The 20732-nt window shown below is 67.9% G+C and carries 16 protein-coding genes, 1 tRNA gene and 1 pseudogene; 15 read left to right on the top strand and 3 right to left on the bottom strand.

What is annotated here, in order from left to right:
* The first annotated feature begins 51 nt into the window (after positions 1-51).
* The 13 genes and pseudogenes from ACWH49_RS24220 (at position 52) to ACWH49_RS24160 (ending at position 12345) form a co-directional block, all read left to right on the top strand.
* Complete coding sequence (locus ACWH49_RS24220) at positions 52-1620, top strand: DUF4331 domain-containing protein (protein WP_448173756.1); 1569 nt, start codon at positions 52-54, stop codon at positions 1618-1620.
* 20 nt (positions 1621-1640) lie between these two features.
* Positions 1641-1883: a hypothetical protein gene (locus ACWH49_RS24215; RefSeq protein ID WP_448173755.1), complete on the top strand. Its 243-nt coding sequence runs from the start codon at positions 1641-1643 to the stop codon at positions 1881-1883.
* A 55-nt stretch (positions 1884-1938) separates the two neighbouring features.
* Positions 1939-3096 (top strand): hypothetical protein, encoded by a 1158-nt coding sequence (locus tag ACWH49_RS24210; RefSeq protein ID WP_448173754.1) that lies wholly within the window; start codon positions 1939-1941, stop codon positions 3094-3096.
* Positions 3093-4244: a HupE/UreJ family protein gene (locus tag ACWH49_RS24205; RefSeq protein WP_448173753.1), complete on the top strand. Its 1152-nt coding sequence runs from the start codon at positions 3093-3095 to the stop codon at positions 4242-4244. The genes ACWH49_RS24210 and ACWH49_RS24205 overlap by 4 nt, the downstream gene beginning before the upstream one ends.
* Positions 4245-4416: 172 nt before the next feature.
* Positions 4417-6336 (top strand): threonine--tRNA ligase, encoded by a 1920-nt coding sequence (thrS, locus tag ACWH49_RS24200; RefSeq protein ID WP_448173752.1) that lies wholly within the window; start codon positions 4417-4419, stop codon positions 6334-6336.
* Positions 6337-6426: 90 nt separating this feature from the next.
* Complete coding sequence (gene infC / locus ACWH49_RS24195; protein ID WP_371262157.1) at positions 6427-6981, top strand: translation initiation factor IF-3; 555 nt, start codon at positions 6427-6429, stop codon at positions 6979-6981.
* Between the two features lie 121 nt (positions 6982-7102).
* The gene (gene rpmI / locus ACWH49_RS24190) at positions 7103-7306 is read left to right on the top strand and encodes a 50S ribosomal protein L35 (RefSeq protein ID WP_056470442.1); all 204 of its coding nucleotides are present in this window, start codon (positions 7103-7105) and stop codon (positions 7304-7306) included.
* A gap of 24 nt (positions 7307-7330) precedes the next feature.
* Positions 7331-7687, top strand: a complete 357-nt coding sequence (gene rplT, locus ACWH49_RS24185) for a 50S ribosomal protein L20 (RefSeq protein ID WP_056470439.1) — start codon at positions 7331-7333, stop codon at positions 7685-7687.
* Between the two features lie 128 nt (positions 7688-7815).
* Positions 7816-8862, top strand: coding sequence for a phenylalanine--tRNA ligase subunit alpha (gene pheS, locus ACWH49_RS24180; protein WP_448173751.1), 1047 nt, complete (start codon positions 7816-7818; stop codon positions 8860-8862).
* A gap of 35 nt (positions 8863-8897) precedes the next feature.
* Positions 8898-11329, top strand: a pseudogene (gene pheT, locus ACWH49_RS24175) (phenylalanine--tRNA ligase subunit beta).
* Positions 11330-11370: 41 nt separating this feature from the next.
* Positions 11371-11745, top strand: a complete 375-nt coding sequence (locus ACWH49_RS24170) for an integration host factor subunit alpha (protein WP_157615927.1) — start codon at positions 11371-11373, stop codon at positions 11743-11745.
* A 35-nt stretch (positions 11746-11780) separates the two neighbouring features.
* On the top strand, positions 11781-12248 hold the full coding sequence (locus ACWH49_RS24165; protein WP_448173750.1) for a MerR family transcriptional regulator: 468 nt from the start codon (positions 11781-11783) through the stop codon (positions 12246-12248).
* Between the two features lie 20 nt (positions 12249-12268).
* Positions 12269-12345: transfer RNA gene (locus tag ACWH49_RS24160), tRNA-Pro, on the top strand.
* A 64-nt stretch (positions 12346-12409) separates the two neighbouring features.
* On the opposite strand, the gene ACWH49_RS24155 is transcribed toward ACWH49_RS24160, so the two are convergent.
* Together ACWH49_RS24155 and ACWH49_RS24150 are read right to left on the bottom strand one after the other, a co-directional pair.
* Complete coding sequence (locus tag ACWH49_RS24155; protein WP_448173749.1) at positions 12410-13579, bottom strand: OmpA family protein; 1170 nt, start codon at positions 13577-13579, stop codon at positions 12410-12412.
* Positions 13580-13703: 124 nt separating this feature from the next.
* Positions 13704-16151, bottom strand: a complete 2448-nt coding sequence (locus ACWH49_RS24150) for a sodium-translocating pyrophosphatase (protein ID WP_448174392.1) — start codon at positions 16149-16151, stop codon at positions 13704-13706.
* A 236-nt stretch (positions 16152-16387) separates the two neighbouring features.
* On the opposite strand from ACWH49_RS24150, the gene ppa reads away from it, so the two are divergent.
* A complete protein-coding gene (gene ppa / locus ACWH49_RS24145; protein ID WP_448173748.1) occupies positions 16388-16924 on the top strand; it encodes an inorganic diphosphatase in 537 nt (178 codons plus the stop codon).
* A gap of 41 nt (positions 16925-16965) precedes the next feature.
* Positions 16966-19698: a M16 family metallopeptidase gene (locus ACWH49_RS24140; protein ID WP_448173747.1), complete on the top strand. Its 2733-nt coding sequence runs from the start codon at positions 16966-16968 to the stop codon at positions 19696-19698.
* Here ACWH49_RS24140 and ACWH49_RS24135 read toward each other — a convergent pair.
* A complete protein-coding gene (locus tag ACWH49_RS24135; protein WP_448173746.1) occupies positions 19688-20590 on the bottom strand; it encodes a GNAT family N-acetyltransferase in 903 nt (300 codons plus the stop codon). The two genes, ACWH49_RS24140 and ACWH49_RS24135, sit on opposite strands and share 11 nt — an antisense overlap.
* Positions 20591-20732: the final 142 nt, after the last annotated feature.

Below are 20732 nucleotides of genomic sequence, written 5' to 3'. Positions count from 1 at the left end.
GGGCACACGCCCGGCGGGCCGTGCCCAACACTTCAATCAAAGGAAGACGACATGACTGCTCAACGAACGGGCCATCCCCGCCTGCTGCCGCTGCTCGCGGCCCTCGCCACCGCCTACGGCATGGCGTCGCTGCCGGCGCAAGCCTCGAGCCACCGCGAGGCGCCGTCGATCACCGCGATGCCGAAGGTCGATGCCACCGACTTCTACATGTTCAACAGCTACGAGCCGGGCCGCACCGGCTTCGTCACGCTGATCGCGAACTACCTGCCGCTGCAGGACGCCTACGGCGGCCCGAACTACTTCAAGCTCGACCCGAACGCGATGTACGAGATCCACGTCGACAACAACGGCGACGGCAAGGAAGACATCACGTTCCAGTTCCAGTTCACGAACACGCTGAAGGGCAAGACCCTGTCGGTGGGCGGCAAGGATGTCGCGATCCCGCTGACCCAGTTCGGGGGCGTGACCGACCCGAACGCCGCGACGCTGAACGTCAACGAGAGCTTCACCGTCAACGTGGTGCGCGGCGACCGTCGCGGCGGCACCAAGGGCGCGGTCACCAACGTGACCGGCGGCAGCGCCACGTTCGACAAGCCGTCGGACAACATCGGCACCAAGACGATCCCGAACTACGCCGCCTATGCGGCCAAGCACATCTACAGCGTCAACATTCCGGGCTGCGCGACGCCCGGCAAGGTCTTCGTCGGCCAGCGCAAGGACCCGTTCGCCGTGAACCTGGGCGCGATCTTCGACCTGGTGAACGTGCCGAGCGCGGCGTTCCTGCTCGACAACAACAACCGCGATGCGGGCGAGGACTCGCTGAAGTACAAGAACGTCACGTCGCTCGCGGTCGAGGTGCCGACCAGCTGCCTGACGGCCGGCTCCGATCCGGTGATCGGTGCGTGGACGACCGCCAGCGTGCGCCAGGGCCACCTGATGAACGGCGCGCCGAAGAGCGGCTACGGCACCGCGCAGGTCGGTGGTGGCGCGTGGACGCAGGTCTCGCGCCTGGGCATGCCGCTGGTCAACGAAGTGGTGATCGGCCTGCCTGACAAGGACAAGTTCAACGCCTCGAAGCCGAAGGACGATGCCCAGTTCGCGAACTACGTGACCAACCCGACGCTGCCCGCGCTGCTCGAGATCGCGCTGGCGACGCCGAACATCGCGCCGACCAACTTCCCGCGGACCGACCTGGTCACGACCTTCCTGACCGGCATCAAGGGCGTGAACCAGCCCGCGACGGTGACGGCGTCGGAAATGCTGCGCCTGAACACCGCGATCGCCCCGACCGCCTACGCCAACCAGAACCGCCTCGGCCTGCTCGGCGGGCTGCTCGGCCCGGCGCCGCAGGACCTGGCCGGTTACCCGAACGGTCGCCGTCCGAACGACGACGTGGTCGACATCTCGCTGATCGCGGTGATGGGCGGCCTGTGCGTGGCCAACGGCGACTCGGACGCGTTCAAGCTCGGCGCGACCTGCAAGCCCTCGGCCGTGCCGCTCGGCGCCGCGGCGTACGGCCTGCACGACGGCGTCGACCAGGCGGGCGCGAAGGTCAAGGCCGCGGGTCCGCTGCTGCCGACCTTCCCGTACATCGGCACGCCGGTGCCGGGCGCGCAGTGATGCCACGCAAGGAGCACGACATGAACAAGTCATGGATGATCCTGGCGCTGGTCGCCGGCGCGGCCCTCGCGGGCTGCGGCGGTGGTGACGACACGCCGCCGGTGACCGAGGCGGTGCCGGCCAGCGCGAGCGAGTCGAGCGCCGGCTTCATGAGCTACGTGAAGGCGTTGGTCGCGTCGTCGGCGGACGATCTCGAGCCGGTCGACGTCAGCAATGTCACGCCGCCGGCCGACGACACCGGTGAGCCAGTCGCCGTCGAGTGACGTAGTCGAGGAGGGCGGCGCGCATCGCGTGCCGCCCTCCCTTATTCTTGGCCCGATGCCAATCCTCCGAATCCTGTTGTGCGCCGCGCTGCTCGTTGCGCTCGTGCACGACGCCACCGCCGCGCCGATCACGCCCAGCCGTGACGACGAGGTGATCGAGGTCCTGCCCGCGTTGCCGGGTGGCCGAGCCGAGGCCCGGCGCGTGCGACAGCAACTGGCGCAGCGGCCGAACGACCCGGCCCTCGCGCTGGCCGCGGCGAATGCCTACCTCGACCAGGCCCACGAACAGGGCGACCCGCGCTTTGCCGGCATGGCGATGGCCGCGATCGATGGCTGGCGCGACGCCGCATCGACGCCTGACGATGTGCTGATGATGCGAGCGACCCTGCAGCAATACCTGCATGACTTCGACGCGTCCGTCGGCACGCTGACGACACTGATCGCCCGCGACGGTGCGCCGCGCCCGCAGGCCTGGCTCACGCTCGCGACGGTGCGCCGGGTGCAGGGGCGGTATGCCGAATCCGATGCCGCGTGCGCCGAAGTGCTGCGCGCCGGCGCGGCCCTGCACGGCAACGCCTGCATCGCCGAGAACGCGGCCTTGCGGGGCGACCAGACGCGTGCGCGCGCGATGTTCGCGGCGCTGCTGGCCGACGCGCGCCAACCCGCCACGACCCGGGCCTGGCTGACCACGAGCCTGGCGGAACTGGAGCAGCGCGCGGGCCGCCCGGCGGCAGCCGAGGCCGCGTTCCGCGCCGCGCTGGCGCTCGATGCGGATCCGTACACGACGCTGGACTACGCCGATTTCCTGATCGAACAGAAGCGTCCGGCGCAGGCGCTCGCGCTGCTGAAAGGGCAGGCGCGCAGCGACGCCGTGCTGCTGCGGCTCGCGATCGCCGGGACCCAGGCGCGGGCGCCCGACGCCGCCGCCGATGTCGCGGAGATGCGCGAGCGCATCGCCCTGGCCAACGAGCGCCCCGACGCCAAGGTGTTCCACGGCCGCGAGCAGGCGATGTTCGCGCTGCAGGTCGACGGCGACGCCGCGCGCGCCCTCGAACTCGCGCGAGGCAACGCGGCGAAGCAGCGCGAGCCGCTCGACCTGGTCGTGCTGGCGCAGGCCGCGCGCGCCAGCGGCCGATCCGAGGCGATCGATGCGGCGCAGAAGCTCGCCGCCGACATCGGCCTGGTCGACGCGCGCATCAAGGCGCTGCGATGAGCGCGCTGTTGCGTCTGGTGCTGGTCTGCGCGGCACTGCTCGGGCTCGCGCTGCCGGCGCAGGCGCACAAGTCGAGCGACTCGTACCTGCAGATCGACGCGGGCCCGGCGGCGACCACGGTGCGCTGGGACATCGCGCTGCGCGACCTGGACGTGGCACTCGTGCTCGATGCCGACGACGACGGCCGGCTGACCTGGGGCGAGGTCAAGGCCGCGTGGCCGCGCATCGAGGCCTACGCGCTGCCGCGCCTGACGCTCGACGGCTGCGCGCTGCGGCCGACCGGCCAGGCGCTGGAGCGGCGCAACGATGGCGCCTACGCGGTGCTGCTGCTGAGCGCCGACTGCGTGCTGACGGCGCAACCGGCCATCGGCTATACGCTGTTCCGCGAGGTCGACCCGACGCATCGCGGCATCGCCCGCATCCAGATGGCCGGGCAGCCGCTCGCGCTGGCGCTGCTCGATCCGTCGCGCGGCGTCACGCTGCAGGCGGCCACCGCGACGACCGCGGCGTCCGGTCAGCCTGCATCGGCCGCGAACGCCGGCCCCTGGGGCTTCCTGCGCGAAGGCGTGCACCACATCCTGACCGGCTACGACCACGTGCTGTTCCTGCTGTGCCTGCTGCTGCCGTCGGTGATGCGTCGCAGCCCGCAGGGCTGGCAGCCTGTCGGCAAGCTGTCGGAGGCGATCTGGCCGGTGGTCGGCATCGTCTCGGCGTTCACGGTCGCGCACTCGATCACGCTGGGGCTGGCGGCGCTGAAGATCGTCTCGCTGCCGTCGGCGATCATCGAGCCGGCGATCGCGGTGACGATCATCCTGGCGGCACTGGACAACGTCTGGCCGATCTTTCCGGTGCGGCGCGTCGTCGTGACCTTCCTGTTCGGCCTGATCCATGGCTTCGGCTTCGCCGGCGTGCTGGCCGAGCTGAACCTGCCGACGGCGGATTTCGCCTGGGCGCTGCTGCAGTTCAACGTGGGCCTCGAACTCGGCCAGCTGATGATCGTCGTCGGCGTCACCGCGCTGCTGTTCGCGCTGCGCCAGTGGCCGCGCTACCGGCCGCTGGTGATCCGCGGCGGCTCGTTCGCCGCGCTGGTGATCGGGCTGCTGTGGCTGATCGAGCGCACGGCGAATGTGTCGATCCTGCCGATGTAGAATCGCACACCCAACACACAAGGACGAGAAAGGCAATGATGGTTATGACACCGCGAACTACCACCTTCTCCACGGAGGTCTAGTCGGCCGCGCGTCTCGACCTGCATTCCCATTCCCTTTCTCGAACAAGGCGCGGCTCAGTCCGCGCCTTTTGCTTTTCTGGAGTTTCAAGATGATCGCCATCCAATTGCCCGACGGCTCGAAGCGCGAGTACCCCGGACCCGTGACGGTGGCCGAAGTGGCCGCGTCGATCGGCACCGGCCTGGCCAAGGCGGCGCTCGCCGGCCGCGTCGGGCAGGGCGCCGATGCGAAGGTCGTCGACACGAGCTATCTGATCGAGCACGACTCGCCGCTCGCGATCGTCACCGACAAGGACCCGGCGGGCCTGGACGTGATCCGCCATTCGACGGCGCACCTGCTCGCTTACGCGGTGAAGGACCTGTTCCCCGACGCGCAGGTCACGATCGGCCCGGTGATCGAGAACGGCTTCTTCTACGACTTCTCGTACAAGCGCCCGTTCACGCCGGAAGACCTGGTGGCGATCGAAGCCAAGATGACCGAGCTCGCGCGCAAGGATGAAAAGGTCGAGCGCCGCGTGCTGCCGCGCGACGAGGCGGTGGCCTACTTCAAGTCGATCGGCGAGCACTACAAGGCCGAGATCATCTCGAGCATCCCGGCCGGCGAGGACGTCTCGCTGTACCGCGAAGGCGCGTTCGAGGACCTGTGCCGCGGCCCGCACGTGCCGAGTACCGGCAAGCTCAAGCATTTCAAGCTGATGAAGGTGGCCGGCGCCTACTGGCGCGGCGACCACCGCAACGAGATGCTGCAGCGCATCTACGGCACGGCGTGGGCCACGAAGGACGAGTTGCAGCAGCACCTGCACATGCTGGAGGAGGCCGAAAAGCGCGACCACCGCAAGCTCGGCCGCGAGCTCGACCTGTTCCACATCGACGAGTTCGCCCCGGGTCTGGTGTTCTGGCACCCCAAGGGCTGGGCGTTGTGGCAGCAGGTCGAGCAGTACATGCGGCAGGTCTACAAGGACTGCGGCTACCAGGAGGTCAAGGGCCCGCAGATCCTCGACAAGGGGCTGTGGGAGAAGACCGGCCACTGGGAGAACTACCGCGACAACATGTTCACGACCGAGTCGGAGAAGCGCGAGTACGCGCTGAAGCCGATGAACTGCCCGGGCCACGTGCTGATCTTCAAGTCGCAGATGCGCAGCTACCGCGAGCTGCCGATCCGCTACGGCGAGTTCGGCCAGTGCCACCGCAACGAGCCCAGCGGCTCGATGCACGGGATCATGCGGGTGCGCGGCTTCACGCAGGACGACGGCCACATCTTCTGCACCGAGGACCACATCCTCGAGGAGTGCGTGGCCTACACGGCGCAGCTGCAGGCGGTCTACAAGGACTTCGGCTTCGGCGAGATCATCTACAAGGTCGCCACACGGCCCGAGCACCGGGTCGGCTCGGACGAACTCTGGGACAAGGCCGAGCACGCGGTGATGGAATCGCTGCGCCGTTCGGGCGTCGAGTTCATCGTCGCGCCGGGCGACGGGGCGTTCTACGGCCCGAAGATCGAGTACACGCTGAAGGATGCGCTCGGCCGGCAATGGCAGTGCGGCACGATGCAGGTCGACTTCAACACCGCCGAACGCCTGGGCGGCGAATACGTGACCGAGTCCAGCGGCCGTGCCCACCCGGTGATGTTGCACCGGGCGATCGTCGGCAGCTTCGAGCGTTTCATCGGGATGCTGATCGAACACCACGCCGGCGCGCTGCCGGCCTGGCTGGCGCCGGTGCAGGTGAGTGTGCTCAACATCACCGACCACCAGGCCGAATACGCTCGCGAAGTGGTCAAAACGCTGCAAAAACAAGGACTTAGGGTGGTGTCCGATTTGCGCAACGAGAAAATAACCTATAAAATCCGCGAGCATTCCTTGCAAAAGGTTCCGTACATCCTCGTCGTGGGTGACAAGGAGAAGGCAAACGGAGCCGTTGCGGTGCGCGCCCGGGGCAACCAGGACCTCGGTGTGATGCCACTGGCCGACTTCGCACAGAAGATCGCCGCTGACATCGCCCAGAAGACTTGAAGGCGCCACTCCGGTGGCGTTGCAAGCCTGAAGACCGGCCGCACATGGGTATTTGTCGGGCTCCGCTGCCTTGGAGCCTATTGAAGGGTTTTGACCATCGCTACTTTTGCTGACCGCCGTACTCCGAACGCAGAGCGCAAGCACCGCCTCAACCGCGAGATCATGGCGCCCGAAGTCCGGCTGAACGGACCCGAGAACGAACCGCTGGGCATCGTGAGCATCACCGAGGCATTGCGCCTGGCAGGTGAGGCGGACGTCGATCTGGTCGAGATCGTCGCCCAGGCCGATCCGCCGGTGTGCCGCCTGATGGACTACGGCAAGTTCAAGTACCAGGAGCAGAAGAAGGCGGCCGAGGCCAAGAGCAAGCAGAAGGTGGTCGAGGTCAAGGAAGTGAAGTTCCGGCCCGGCACCGACGAAGGCGACTACGCGATCAAGATGCGCAACCTGCGCCGCTTCATCGAGGAGGACGGCGACAAGGGCAAGGTCACGCTGCGCTACCGCGGGCGTGAGATTACCCACCAGGACATCGGCATGCGGCTGCTGGAGCGCATCCGCGACGAGCTGGCCGATGTGTCGGTGGTCGAGCACATGCCCAAGCTCGAAGGGCGCCAGATGATCATGGTGCTGGCGCCGAAGCGGAAGTAAGAATTATCGAGATGCAGTGCGCTGGTCTGGTCGCCAGCGTGTTGTCAGAAGCCCCTCATGGCCTACAAGACGGCAAGAGCTTTGCCGGCGCCATGCAGGAGCAACCAAGAAGGAGCATCACATGCCCAAAATGAAGACCAAGAAAAGCGCCGCCAAGCGGTTTCGCGTTCGTCCAGGCGGCACCGTCAAGCGGGGCCAGGCGTTCAAGCGCCACATCCTGACCAAGAAGACCACGAAGAACAAGCGCCACCTCCGCGGCGCCGTCAACGTGCATGAGACCAACATGGGGCACATCAAGCAGATGATGCCCTTCGCTGGCCTCTAAACCGCTTCAAGGAAAGGACACAACATGCCTCGCGTCAAACGTGGTGTAACGGCTCGCGCCCGTCACAAGAAAGTTCTCGCACTCGCCAAGGGTTACCGCGGCCGCCGCAAGAATGTATTCCGCATTGCCAAGCAAGCAGTCATGCGTGCCGGGCAGTACGCATACCGTGACCGCCGGACCAAGAAGCGCGTCTTCCGTCACCTGTGGATCGCCCGGATCAATGCCGGCAGCCGCAGCCATGGCGTCACCTACAGCAAGTTCATGAACGGCCTGAAGAAGCTGTCGATCGAGATCGACCGCAAAGTCTTGTCGGACATGGCCATCCACGATCCGGCCGCGTTTGCCAGCATCGTCGAGAAGGTGAAGGCCCAGCTCGCTTAAGTCGCCACGGTGCGGTGCTCGCGCGCTGCACCTCGCGGCCAGCCCGGCCGGCAGTGATGCCGTCCGGGTGAGCTTCCAAAGGCCGACCTCGTGTGCGGCCTTTTTTGTTCCTGCCAGCAGCAACCCAGATGAACGACCTCAGCCCGTTGGTGCAAGAAGCGCGAGCCGATTTCGAGCAGGCGACCGCGCCCGCCGATCTCGAGAACGCCAAGGCCCGCTACCTTGGCAAGACCGGCCGCATCACCGAGCAGCTCAAGGCGCTCGGGGGCCTGTCGCCCGACGACAAGAAGGCCCGCGGCGCCCTGATCAATGCGGCCAAGCAGCAGATCGAGGCGGCGCTGAACGCGCGCCGTGACGCGCTGGCCGACGCCGAGTTGCAGACGCAGCTGAAGAGCGAAGCGCTCGACGTGACCCTGCCCGGCCGCAAGCGCGGCGCAGGCGGCGGCCTGCACCCGATCTCGCGCGCCCGCGAGCGCATCGAGGCGATCTTCGGCTCGATGGGCTTCGACGTGGCCGACGGCCCCGAGATCGAGACCGACTGGTACAGCTTCACCGCGCTGAACAACCCAGAGAACCATCCCGCGCGCTCGATGCAGGACACGTTCTACGTGGACATCAAGGACGCCCACGGCGCGTACCTGAACCTGCGCCCGCACACGTCGCCGATGCAGGTGCGTTACGCGCAGGCGCACGCAAGACGGTACGCCGGTCAGGCGACGATGCCCGACATCCGCGTGATCGTGCCCGGACGAACCTATCGCGTCGACAGCGATGCCACCCATTCGCCGATGTTCCACCAGGTCGAGGGCCTGTGGATCGGCGAGAACGTCAGCTTCAAGGACCTGAAGGTGATGTACCTGGAGTTCATCCAGGCCTTCTTCGAGACCACCGAGCTGAAGCTGCGCTTCCGCCCGAGCTACTTCCCGTTCACCGAGCCGAGCGCCGAGATCGACATCATGTTCGAGCGCGGCCCGCTCGAGGGCCGCTGGCTCGAGGTCTCCGGTTCGGGCCAGGTGCACCCGAACGTCGTGCGCAACATGGGGCTCGATCCGGAGCGCTACGTCGGCTTCGCGTTCGGCTCCGGCATCGACCGGCTGGCGATGCTGCGCTACGGCATCAGCGACCTGCGCGCCTTCTTCGAAGGCGACCTGCGCTTCCTCGCGCAGTTCAACTGACACGTTCCTTCCGACACTGACGAGTCGACAACGACATGCAATTTCCCGAGTCCTGGCTGCGCGAGTTCTGCAACCCGCCGATCAGCAGCGCACAACTGGCCGACACGCTGACGATGGCCGGCATGGAGGTCGAGGAGGCACGCCCGGCCGCGCCGCCTTTCGCCGGCGTGGTCGTCGGCCAGGTGCTGTCGGTCGAGCGCCATCCGAATGCCGATCGGCTGAACGTCTGCCAGGTCGATGCCGGTATCGGCACGACGCTCAACATCGTCTGCGGTGCGCCGAACGTGCGCGCCGGCATCAAGGTGCCGTGCGCGCTGGTCGGCGCGGCACTCCCGCCGGCGGAGGAGGGCGGTGCACCGTTCGCGATCAAGCGCGGGCAGCTGCGCGGTGTCGAGAGCCAGGGCATGCTGTGCTCGGCCCGCGAGCTGAAGTTGTCGGAGGATCACGGCGGCTTGCTGATCCTCTCGGACGACGCGGTCGTCGGCCAGGACATTCGCGAGCACCTGCGGCTCGACGACACGCTGCTGACGCTGAAGCTGACGCCCAACCTGGCCCATTGCCTCAGTGTCTACGGCGTCGCGCGCGAACTCTCCGCGCTGACCGGTGCGCCGCTCAAGACACCGAGCTTCCCCCGGTGTTGCCGCGCTTCGACGACAAGCTCCCGGTGAAGGTCGAGGCGCCCGACCTGTGCGGCCGCTTCTCTGGCCGGATCGTCCGCCGCGTGAACACGAAGGCGACAACGCCGGCGTGGATGGTCGATCGACTCGCGCGCTGTGGCCAGCGCTCGGTGACCGCGCTGGTCGACATCTCGAACTACGTGATGTTCGAGTACGGCCGGCCGTCGCACATCTTCGACCTCGACAAGATCCACGACAGGCTCGTCGTCCGCTGGGGCCGCGCCGGCGAGACGCTGAAGCTGCTGAACGGGTCGACCATCACGGTCGACGAGCAGGTCGGTGTGATGGCCGACGGGGTGGGGGAAACGCAGAGCGTCGAGTCGCTCGCCGGCATCATGGGCGGCGACGCGACCGCGGTGTCGGACGACACGAAGAACGTCTATGTCGAAGCCGCGTTCTGGTGGCCCGAGGCGGTGATGGGCCGCTCGCGGCGCTTCAACTTCTCGACCGACGCCGGGCATCGCTTCGAGCGCGGCGTGGACCCGGCGCTGACCGTCGAACACATCGAGCGCATCACGCAGTTGATCCTCGACATCTGCGGCGGCGAGGCCGGTGCGATGGACGACCAGGTGCTGAACCTGCCGCAGGCGAAGCCGGTCACGCTGCGCGTCGCGCGCGCCGCCAAGATCATCGGCATGCCGGTCTCGCAGGCGCAGTGCGAAGGCGTGATGCAGCGCCTGGGCTTCGCGTTCACGAGCGCACCGGGGACGATCACCGTCACGCCGCCGAGCTGGCGCTTCGACCTGAAGATCGAGGAGGACCTCATCGAGGAGGTCATCAAGGTCATCGGCTACGAGCGCCTGCCGGTCGCGCCGCCGCAGGCGGCGCTGGTGCCGCAGGTGCGCAGCGAGTCGCAGCGCGGGCTCGACGCGGTGCGCCACCGGTTGGCGGCGCTCGACTACCAGGAGACGATCAACTTCAGCTTCGTGGACGCGCGCTGGGAGCATGAGCTCGCGGGCAACGCCGACCCGATCAAGCTGGTCAACCCGATGGCCGCGCATCTCGCGGTGATGCGCTCCAGCCTGCTGGGCAGCCTGATCGGCGTGCTGCGGCTGAACCTGTCGCGCAAGGCGACGCGGGTGCGTGTGTACGAAGCCGGACGCACGTTCAGGCGCGATGCGAGCGTCGTCGACGGGCCGGTCAGCGTGGCGGGCGTCGGCCAGACCCTGCGCATCGCCGGTCTGGCCTACGGCGGCGCCGACGCGCTGCAGTGGGGGACGAAGGACCGCAGCGTCGACTTCTTCGACCTGAAGGGCGACATCGAGGCGCTGCTGGCGCCGCGCATCGCGCGCTTCGTCGCGGCCGAGCACCCGGCGCTGCATCCGGGCCGCTGCGCCCGCATCGAACTCGATGGCGTGGTGATCGGCCATGCCGGCGAGCTGCACCCGAAGTGGCGCCAGGCCTACGAGCTGCCGCACGCGCCCATGCTGTTCGAACTCGACGCGGCGGCGCTGACGGCACGCCAGCTGCCCAGCCTGACGCCGGTGCAACGGCAGCAGTCGGTCTGGCGCGACCTGTCGCTGATTGCCGGCGAGCTCGTCACGCACGACGCGCTGATGCAGGCGATCGGGGCTGCCAAGAGCGCCCGGCTGATCCGCTCGACCCGCCTGTTCGACGTCTACAAGCCGACCACGCCCAGCGGCGAGATGAAGGCCGGCGAACGCAGCCTCAGCGTCCGCCTGGAACTGCTGGACGACGAGGTCACGTTGACCGACGAGCGCATCGACGCGGCGATCGCCGAGGTCCTGTCCACGCTGGCGCAACGCCTCGGCGTGCGGCTGCGCGCCTGAGGCTGCCGATGAACGCTGCAGATCCGCACGAGCGCATCGACATGATCAACGATCCCGGCGACGACGAGCCCCCGGTCAGCCGCGTCGCGCTGCCGACGCTCGAGACGCCGACGCTGACCAAGGCCGAGCTGGCCGAGCTGCTGTTCGAGCGCCTCGGCCTGAACAAGCGCGAGTCGAAGGACATGGTCGAGGCCTTCTTCGACCTGATCCACGCGACGCTCGTGACCGGGGCGGACGTGAAGATGTCCGGCTTCGGCAACTTCAACATCCGTCGCAAGGCGCCGCGCCCGGGGCGCAATCCGCGCACCGGCGAAGCGATTCCGATCAAGGCGCGCAACGTGGTCACCTTCCACGCCAGCCACAAACTGAAGGGTGTCGTGCAAGGCGACATACCGCCCGAGGAGGAGTTCGAGTAGAGTCTTAGCTTTCTGCCCAAACCTCGTTGATTTTCATGGAGAAAGCGCTCCCAGCCATCCCCGCCAAGCGCTACTTCACGATCGGTGAGGTCAGCGACCTGTGCGGTGTGAAGCCGTATGTGCTGCGCTACTGGGAGCAGGAGTTCACCCAACTCAAACCCATGAAGCGCCGCGGCAACCGGCGCTACTACCAGCACCACGAGGTGCTGCTGATCCGGCGCATTCGGGACCTGCTGTACGAGCAGGGCTTCACCATCAGCGGGGCGCGCAACCGGTTGACCGAAGGCCCTTCCGGCCGGGCGATCGCCGAGCCCGAACTGATCGACGACAGCAGCGTCGTCAGCGCCGATGCGATCGACCTCGAGGACGTCATCGTGGCGTTGCAGTCCGACGGCGCCGCCGCGCGGCCCGACATTCCGCAGCCGGAGGTCTCGACCGTCGCGCTGTCACTGCCGCAGATGCGCCAGGAGTTGATCTCGATCCGCGGGCTGCTCGTGGTCTGACCTTATAATCACGGCTTCATCGGGGCGTAGCGCAGCCTGGTAGCGCACTTGCATGGGGTGCAAGGGGTCGCGAGTTCGAATCCCGCCGTCCCGACCAATGAAAAGACAAGGCCCAGCAGGCGATCCCTGCTGGGCCTTTTGTCCTTCTGGCTTGCCGCGGTTCAGCGTGCGGTGATCTCGACGCGCCGCGCTTCTGCATCGGCACCGCCGGCGCCGATCTCGACGAAGATCGGTGGCCGCGTCGCGATGCGGTCGGTGCCGACGCCAGCTGCCACCAGAGCGGCTTGCACGCCAAGCGCGCGGCTCTTCGCCAGGTCCTGGTTCGCCGCCGCGTCGCCGGTCTTGTCGGTGTAGCCGGTCACGTCCACCCGCGTCGTCTTTTCCCTGGCGAGCAAGCCGGCGACCGCCTGGACCACTGCGACGCCCTCCGCGCCGATCGCCGACCTGCCGGTCTCGAAATACACCTTGGCCGGCACCTTGAGGTCAAACCCGACGGCCGGCGGCGATGCCGTGGCGCCGGTCGCCCTGCCACCGGCGCCAAGCCAGGACCACAGCGCGCCGATCGCGAGCAGCGCGGCGACCAGCCACAGGAACCATCGCAACCCTCCGCCCGATGCGGCGGAGCCCGCCGGGGCGGCACCGCCGGCAGGCGCCAGTCCGGCGAGCAAGGCGGACGGCGCGGCGAGGCCGAGTGCCTTGGTCAGTGCGGGGTCGAGTTGACCGGCAAGGTGATCCCGCTGGCCGATCAGCAACTCGGCGGTGCGCGTGGCGTTCAGGCCGCGCTCGCCGATCAGCTTCTTGAGCCAGCCGAACAGCGCCGGAACGACCAGCGTCGCCAGGCTACCAGCGTTGCCCGGTTTCATGCCGGTGATGCCGGCCAGCGCCGTGCCGAGGCCGACCGCTTTGTCCGCCCCGAACACGCTGGCCAGCAGCGCATTGCCGATGCTGCCGACGTTGGCGATGGCGCTGCCGCGACCGGAGACGAGCAGCGAACTCAGTGTGCCGAGCAGGTCGGTGTCGACCCGCGGCTCGGTCAACGCCGAAAACACGCTCGACGCGCCTGCCGGGGTCGATGCTTTGGACGCCAGGCCGCCGAGCAGGCTGGGCAGCAACAGCGCAAGGCCGCTCTGTACGCCGGCCTGCGACTCGCCGAGGTGATCCGACACGGACTTCGTCGTCGCGGGCGTGATGGCGCGCATGAGCATTTCGAGCAGGTTGGTGGCCATTCGGGGTCTCCTCCAGAGGCGTCCCGACATGGGACCGGCCGCAATGTAGCGAGCCGGATCGGTGCTGGCATGCAGGTTCTGAGGGGTGGCGTGCGTCAGTTCCAACCCGCTCCCACCGAGCGTCGGATCGTCACCACGTTCGCGTGACCAGAGGCCACCGGCCGAGCGGAAAGGACAAAGGCCCGGGCTCTTGCGAACCCGGGCCTGAGCCGCGGAGGGTGCCGCGCGACTACTGCAGCGCGACTTCCACGCGCCTGGCTTCGGCGTTCCCGCCGCTTCCGGTCATCACCTCGGGCTTCTTCAGCTCGACCTTGTCGTCGGCGATGCCGGCAGCCTTCAGCGCGGCGCTGACGGCCATCGCGCGCTGCTTCGCGAGTTCCTCGTTCTTGACCGCGTCGCCGGTGGAGTCGGTGTAGCCGCTGACGACGGCCTTCTTGCCCGCCGCGACGCCCTTGGCCACGTCGGCCAGCGCCGCGTCGGCACCGGTGGCGAGATCGGCCTTGCCGCTGGCGAAGTAGAACTTCACGACGCCGTTCTCGACCTTGAACGACGCGCCGTCGGCGGCGGCCATCGGCGCGGCCGATGCCGCCATCGCGGTGGTCGTCGCCGGCGCCGCGGTGACGGCGGTGCCCGCGGGCAGCAGCGGCACGATCAGCAGCGCGACGATGTTGATGATCTTGATCAGCGGGTTCACGGCCGGGCCGGCGGTGTCCTTGTACGGGTCACCGACGGTGTCGCCGGTCACCGCGGCCTTGTGGGCCTCGCTGCCCTTGCCGCCGTGGTGGCCGTCCTCGATGTACTTCTTCGCGTTGTCCCAGGCGCCGCCGCCGGTGCACATCGAGATCGCGACGAACAGACCGGTCACGATCGTGCCCATCAGCAGGCCACCGAGCGCCGCGGCGCCAAGCAGCAGGCCGACGACGATCGGCACCACCACCGGCAGCAGGCTCGGCACGACCATCTCCTTGATGGCCGCGGTCGTCAGCATGTCGACCGCTGCGCTGTAGTCGGGCTTGCGTTGGCCGGCCATGATCGCGCCGTCCTGGAACTGACGGCGCACCTCGACCACCACCGAGCCGGCGGCACGGCCGACCGCTTCCATCGCCATCGCGCCGAAGAGGTAAGGGATCAGGCCGCCGATGAACAGGCCGACGATGACCTTCGGATCACTCAGGTCGAAGTTCACGCTCATGCCGCGGCCTTCGAGCGAGTGGGTGTAGTCGGCGAACAGCACGAGGGCCGCGAGGCCGGCCGAGCCGATCGCGTAGCCCTTGGTCACCGCCTTGGTCGTGTTGCCGACCGCGTCGAGCGGGTCGGTCACGTCGCGCACGCTCTTTGGCAGCTCGGCCATCTCGGCGATGCCGCCGGCGTTGTCGGTGATCGGGCCGTAGGCGTCCAGCGCGACGACGATGCCGGCCATGCTCAGCATCGAGGTGGCGGCCACGGCGATGCCGTACAGCCCGCCGAGCGCGTACGACGCGAGGATCGCGACGCAGACGAACAGCACCGGCCACGCGGTCGAGCGCATCGAGACGCCGAGGCCGGCGATGATGTTGGTGCCGTGGCCGGTGGTCGAGGCCTGCGCGATGTGCTGCACCGGGCTGTACTGCGTGCCGGTGTAGAACTCGGTGATCCAGACCAGCGCCGCGGTCAGCACCAGGCCCACGGCGCAGGCGCCGAACAGCTTCATGTGGGTGCCCGCACCGAGCGCGTCGGCCGGCATGAACATCGTCGTGACGAAGTAGAACGCGATCAGCGACAGCACGCCCGCGACCGCCAGGCCCTTGTAGAGCGCTGGCATCACGTTCTTCATGCCCGGCGAGGCCTTGACGAAGAAGCAGCCGATGATCGAGGCGATGATCGACACGCCGCCCAGCAGCAGCGGGTACAGCACCGCCGACATTGCCGCGTTCTTCACGACCAGCGCGCCCAGCGCCATCGTCGCGATCAGCGTCACCGCGTAAGTCTCGAACAGGTCGGCGGCCATGCCGGCGCAGTCGCCGACGTTGTCACCGACGTTGTCGGCGATCACCGCCGGGTTGCGCGGGTCGTCCTCCGGGATGCCGGCCTCGACCTTGCCGACGAGGTCGGCGCCGACGTCCGCGCCCTTGGTGAAGATGCCGCCGCCCAGGCGCGCGAAGATCGAGATCAGCGAGGCGCCGAACGCGAACCCGAGCATCGGCTTCAGCGCGGCCGACAGCGCGGACGCTTCGGGGCTGGTGCCGCCGGTGAGAAACAGGAAGAACAGCGCGACGCCGAGCAGCCCGAGCCCGACCACCAGCATGCCGGTGATGGCGCCGCCCTTGAACGCCACGTCCAGCGCGGGCCCGATGCCCTTGGTGGCGGCCTGCGCGGTGCGCACGTTCGCCTTGACGGACACGTTCATGCCGATGAAGCCGCAGGCGCCCGACAGCAGCGCGCCCAGCACGAAGCCGATCGCGCTGAGGCGATCGATGAACACGAAGATCAGGATCGCGAGCACCACGCCGACGATTGCGATGGTCTTGTACTGGCGGGCCAGGTACGCGGCCGCACCTTGCTGGATCGCGCCGGAGATTTCCTGCATGCGCGCATTGCCCGCATCCTGGCTGAGGATCCAGCTTCGTTGCACGAAGCCGTATATGACTGCAGCGAGGCCGCAGGCCAGCGCAAAGTAGAGCGCCATCGATGTCGTGATCAAGGGAAGTCCTTCCTCGTCGATTGCATGGTGGGGTTCGAGGCCGACTTCGAGCGTCGCGCACTGGGCGTTTATCCGTGGCCCGGCCTCCGCGGCATGCTGCCAGATGGAGGGTGACAAAGCAACGCTGGCGACATGGTGTTTTCCAGCGGTGCGCCGCGATGGGTCGAGCGTGTCAGGCGCGTGAAACGTCTGCGCCTAAAATCCGGGTTTCCCCGCGCACCGAAAATCCCATCATGAGCCTGCACAACGTGACCCCCGGCGCCAAGGCGCCCGACCAGTTCAACGTGATCATCGAGATCCCGATGAACGCCGATCCGATCAAGTACGAGGTCGACAAGGAAAGCGGCGCGCTGTTTGTCGACCGCTTCATGACCACCGCGATGCACTACCCGTGCAACTACGGCTACGTCCCGCAAACGCTGGCCGACGACGGCGACCCGGTCGACGTGCTGGTGATCACCCCGTTCGCGCTGTCGCCGGGCGTGGTCGTGACCTGCCGCCCGATCGGCGTGCTCAAGATGGACGACGAGGCCGGCGGCGACAGCAAGCTGCTCGCGGTGCCGATCGACAAGGTGCTGCCGATCTACACCCACTGGCAGAAGCCGGAGGACATCAACCAGATGCGCCTGAAGGCGATCCAGCACTTCTTCGAGCACTACAAGGACCTCGAGGCGGGCAAGTGGGTCAAGGTGCAGGGCTGGGAAGGCCCGGAGTCGGCGAAGAAGGAAATTGTCGACGGCATGGCTGCCTACCGGAACCAGAAGGCCTGAACGCAGTCGTAAGGCGTCCTCCGCCTTCACCGATTGCCTTCATGCACGCCACGCTGCGCTCGTTCCTCACCGCCGCTTTCCTTGTACTGACCTGCGCGGTGGGGGCGCAGCCCGCCGCCACTGCGGCGCTGCCGAACGGTGTGCGGGCCGTGATGTCGGTCGAGGGGGTCGACGAGTACCGGCTGCCGAACGGCCTGCAGGTGCTGCTGGTCGCCGACGACTCGAAGCCGACGACCACGGTCAATCTCACCTACCGCGTCGGTTCGCGCCATGAGAGCTATGGCGAGACGGGCATGGCGCACCTGCTCGAACACATGCTGTTCAAGGGCACGCCGACCCATCGCGACCCCAAGGCCGAGCTGTCGCAGCGCGGCCTGGCATTCAACGGCTCGACCAGCTTCGACCGCACCAACTACTTCGCGAGTTTCGCCGCGAGCGACTCGAACCTGAAGTGGTACCTCGGCCTCCAGGCCGACGCGATGGTCAACAGCAACGTGGCTCGCAAGGACCTGGACACGGAGATGACGGTGGTCCGCAACGAGATGGAGTCGGGCGAGAACAACCCGGCGCGCATCTTGTCGCAGCGGGCGCTGGCGCTGATGTTCGACTGGCACAACTACGGTCACTCGCCGATCGGCGCCCGAGCGGACGTCGAGAACGTCGACATCCCGAGCCTGCAGGCCTTCTACCGCCGCTACTACCAGCCCGACAACGCGACGCTGGTCGTCTCCGGCCGCTTCGACCCGACCCGCACGTTGGGCTGGATCGTCGAGTCGTTCGGCGCGCTGCCAAAGCCGTCGCGCACGCTGCCGGTGCTCTACACGCTCGACCCGACGCAGGACGGCGAACGCAGCGTGACACTGCGCCGCGTCGGCGGCACGCCGCTGCTGCTGGCCGGCTACCACGTGCCGTCGGGCTCGTCCGCGGACGATGCGCCGATCGAACTGTTGACCATCATCCTGGGTGACACGCCGTCCGGTCGGCTGCATCAGCGCCTGACGCAGAAGCAACTCGCCTCGGGCGTGTACGCCTACAGCTACGACCTGGCCGACCCGGGCGCGCTGTTCGCCGGCGCATCGCTGGCGCCGGGGCAGGACGTGGACAAGGCGCGCAGCGAGCTGCTCGCCACGCTCGAATCGATCGCGCGCGAGCCCATCACGGCCGCGGAACTGGAGCGCGCCCGGGCCAAGTGGCTGAATGACTGGGACCAGTCGTTCACCAATCCCGAGCAGGTGGGCGTGGCGCTGTCCGGGCCGATCGGCCTGGGCGACTGGCGCCTGTTCTTCCTGACCCGCGACCGCGTGCGCGACGTCAAGCTGGCCGATGTGCAGCGCGTCGCCCAGCAGTACCTCGTGCCGTCGAACCGCACGCTGGCGACCTACGTGCCGACCGAGGCGCCGGTACGCGCGCCGGCCCCGGTGCGCACCGACATCGCGAAGGAATTGAGCGCGTTCAAGCCGCAGGCGGCCGCGGCCAAGGTCGAGGCCTTCGAGGCGACGCCGGCGAACCTCGACGCGCGCACGCAGACTTTCGCCGTCGGCGGCGTCAAGGCCGCGCTGCTGCCGAAGGGCACGCGGGGCCAGGCGGTCAGCGCCGTGTTGATACTCCACTTCGGCGACGAGAACAGCCTGGCGGGACAGAACGCGACCGCGCAAGCCGTGGCGTCGCTGCTCGACAAGGGAACGACCACGCTGAGTCGACAGCAGGTGCAGGACAAGCTCGACGCGCTGAAGACCGAACTGAACATCACGAGCACGCCGGGCCGGGTGGTCGTGACGCTGCAATCGCGACGCGACCAGTTGCCGGGTGCGATCGAGCTGGTGGGCGACCTGCTGCGGCACCCGGTGTTCGCGCCCGACACGCTCGACGAATTCAAGCGTGCCGTGCAGACCGGCATCGAGCAGCAGCGCAAGGATCCGGGTTCGCTGGCGCGCAACGCGCTCGATCGGCTCGGCAACCCCTATCCGCGCAATGACCCCCGCTACAAGCCGACGTTCGACGAACTGGCCGAGGACTACCGCGGGCTGACGGTCGAGCGCCTGCGGGACTTCCACACCCGCTTCTACGGGGCGGGCCACGGCGAGTTTGCGGCGGTGGGCGATCTCGACCCGGCCCAGGTGCGCACGGCGCTGCAAACGGCGTTGGCCGGCTGGCAGCCTGGCGCGCCGTTCACGCGCGTGCCGCTGCCGTTCGTGGACGTCAAGTCCGCGCAACTGCTGATCGCCACGCCGGACAAGCCGAACGCCAACATGCTGGTGCGTCTGGCGGTGCCCTTGAACGACCTCGATCCCGACTACCCGGCGCTGACCATGGCGAACTTCCTGCTCGGCTCGGGCAGCAACGCGCGGCTCTGGAAGCGCATCCGCGAAGCCGAGGGGCTGTCTTACGACGTGCGCAGCCAGATCGACTGGTTCAACATCGACCGCAACTCGACCTGGCAGGCGAGCGCAATCTTCGCGCCGCAGAACCGTGCCAAGGTCGAGGCGGCGTTCCGCGAGGAACTGGCCCGCGCGCTGAAGGACGGTTTCACCGACAAGGAACTGGCCGAGGGCAAGGCCAGCCTGCTGAGCCTGCGGCAGTTGTCGCGCGCCCAGGACGGCGGCGTGGCGTTCGCGCTCGCCAACAACCTGTACCTGGATCGGACCTTCGCGCTCGCCGCGAAGGTGGACGCGGCCATCGGTCAGCTCACGCTCGAGCAGGTCAATGCCGCGTTGCGCAAGTACGTGACACCGGACAAGTTCGTCTCGGTCTTCGCCGGCGACTTCAAGCCTTGAACGGCAGGCGGTCGTTGAGCTCGCTGATGTAGTTCGCGACGCCGGCGCCCTCGCGTTCGAGGAAGTCACCGACCGCCTGCGCGAACTGCGGATGCGCGAGCCAGTGGGCCGACCAGGTCTGCACCGGGAGCAGGCCGCGCGCCATCTTGTGCTCGCCCTGCGCGCCGCCCTCGAAGCGTTGATAGCCGTTAGCGATGCACCACGCAAGCGGCTGGTAATAGCAGGCCTCGAAGTGCAGGCAGGGAACGTGCACCACGGCGCCCCAGTAGCGGCCAAAGGCGGTGCCACGTTCCGGGTCGATGCAGATCAGCGAGGTCGCGATGCGTTCGCCGTCCTTCCAGGCGATGAACATCAGCCAGTTCCGCGCCATCGTGCCGGCCATTCGTGCGAAGAAGTCGCGGGTCAGGTAGGGCGTGGAGCGGTGCTCGCGATAGGTCTGCGCGTAGCAGCGGTAGAAGAAATCCCAGTCGTCGGGTGTGATCTGTTCGCCCTGCAGTTCGGTGAACGTGACGCCGGCGTCCGCCACCTTGCGACGCTCCTGCTGGATCTTCTTGCGCTTCTCGCGTTGCAGGCTGGCGAGCAGGTCCGTGAAGTCGGCATACGGCCCGCCCTCGCGCTGCATCCAGTGGAACTGCACGGTGCTGCGCATCATCCAGCCCTCGTCGCGCGCGGCCTGCTGGTCCGCCTCGTCGAGGAACAGCAGGTGGGCGGACGAGAGCTTGGCGTCGCGCGCGAGCTGCTGCATGGCGCGCAGCAGCACCCGGCGAGCCGTCTCGTCGCGCGCGAGCAGGCGCGGACCGGGCACCGGCGTGAACGGCACCGCATCGAGCAGCTTCGGGTAGTAGTGCAGGCCGTGGCGCTGGTAGGCATCGGCCCAGGCCCAGTCGAACACTTATGTCGTCAAGCCGAATTCCCGGTACTTGTGTCCAAGTGAGGGTCAACGCGTGTCTGGCAGACGATGACGGTATACGTCCGGAACTGCTTTGTTTCCTGTCTTGGACTTACTTTCTCAACGTGGTGGGGCAAGCCCGCGA

The sequence above is a fragment of the Rhizobacter fulvus genome (assembly GCF_964020785.1).
Note: the sequence above shows the minus strand (reverse complement) of the source record. Positions and strands in the feature narration are given on the sequence as shown.

What these genes read in the sequence shown, in the direction of transcription:
- ACWH49_RS24170 (WP_157615927.1), top strand. Translation starts at nt 11,371, where the DNA reads ATGATCAACGATCCCGGCGACGACGAGCCCCCGGTCAGCCGCGTCGCG.
- ACWH49_RS24215 (WP_448173755.1), top strand. Translation starts at nt 1,641, where the DNA reads ATGAACAAGTCATGGATGATCCTGGCGCTGGTCGCCGGCGCGGCCCTC.
- pheS (WP_448173751.1), top strand. Translation starts at nt 7,816, where the DNA reads ATGAACGACCTCAGCCCGTTGGTGCAAGAAGCGCGAGCCGATTTCGAG.
- ACWH49_RS24220 (WP_448173756.1), top strand. Translation starts at nt 52, where the DNA reads ATGACTGCTCAACGAACGGGCCATCCCCGCCTGCTGCCGCTGCTCGCG.
- ACWH49_RS24210 (WP_448173754.1), top strand. Translation starts at nt 1,939, where the DNA reads ATGCCAATCCTCCGAATCCTGTTGTGCGCCGCGCTGCTCGTTGCGCTC.
- ACWH49_RS24140 (WP_448173747.1), top strand. Translation starts at nt 16,966, where the DNA reads ATGCACGCCACGCTGCGCTCGTTCCTCACCGCCGCTTTCCTTGTACTG.
- thrS (WP_448173752.1), top strand. Translation starts at nt 4,417, where the DNA reads ATGATCGCCATCCAATTGCCCGACGGCTCGAAGCGCGAGTACCCCGGA.
- ACWH49_RS24205 (WP_448173753.1), top strand. Translation starts at nt 3,093, where the DNA reads ATGAGCGCGCTGTTGCGTCTGGTGCTGGTCTGCGCGGCACTGCTCGGG.
- ppa (WP_448173748.1), top strand. Translation starts at nt 16,388, where the DNA reads ATGAGCCTGCACAACGTGACCCCCGGCGCCAAGGCGCCCGACCAGTTC.
- ACWH49_RS24165 (WP_448173750.1), top strand. Translation starts at nt 11,781, where the DNA reads ATGGAGAAAGCGCTCCCAGCCATCCCCGCCAAGCGCTACTTCACGATC.
- rplT (WP_056470439.1), top strand. Translation starts at nt 7,331, where the DNA reads ATGCCTCGCGTCAAACGTGGTGTAACGGCTCGCGCCCGTCACAAGAAA.
- rpmI (WP_056470442.1), top strand. Translation starts at nt 7,103, where the DNA reads ATGCCCAAAATGAAGACCAAGAAAAGCGCCGCCAAGCGGTTTCGCGTT.